Raw genomic sequence first — 265 nt, 5'->3', positions numbered from 1 at the left:
AAAAAACGGATCTATATAATAAGGAAATTAAACGTTTAAATTAATTCTGAATGCAATAGGTCTTGGACAATATAAAACGTCTAAAAACGCGTAATAACACTGTATAAAATGATTCATACGTTTTGAGGTGAATTTAAAGGGGGAAAAACGATGAAAAAGCTTAAAAAACGAAAAATAAAGAAGGCAATTGCTCGTAGAGGTAAATTGATTGAAAATGACCGTGTAAAAACAGCGTGGAGAAATATATTTGTACAAGCTGACATCC

Annotated in this window: 1 protein-coding gene; it reads left to right on the top strand. The window is 30.6% G+C overall.

The window, feature by feature from the left end; genetic code table 11:
• Nucleotides 1-150 precede the first annotated feature (150 nt).
• Nucleotides 151-265, top strand: a 115-nt coding sequence (locus KVT11_RS20060; protein ID WP_217609169.1) for a DUF3983 domain-containing protein, incomplete at its 3' end; no start/stop codon positions are given.

Source organism: Bacillus sp. GbtcB10 (assembly GCF_019091365.1).
Lineage (GTDB): Bacteria > Bacillota > Bacilli > Bacillales > Bacillaceae > Bacillus > Bacillus altitudinis.
This window is presented reverse-complemented; position numbering and strand designations above follow the sequence as displayed.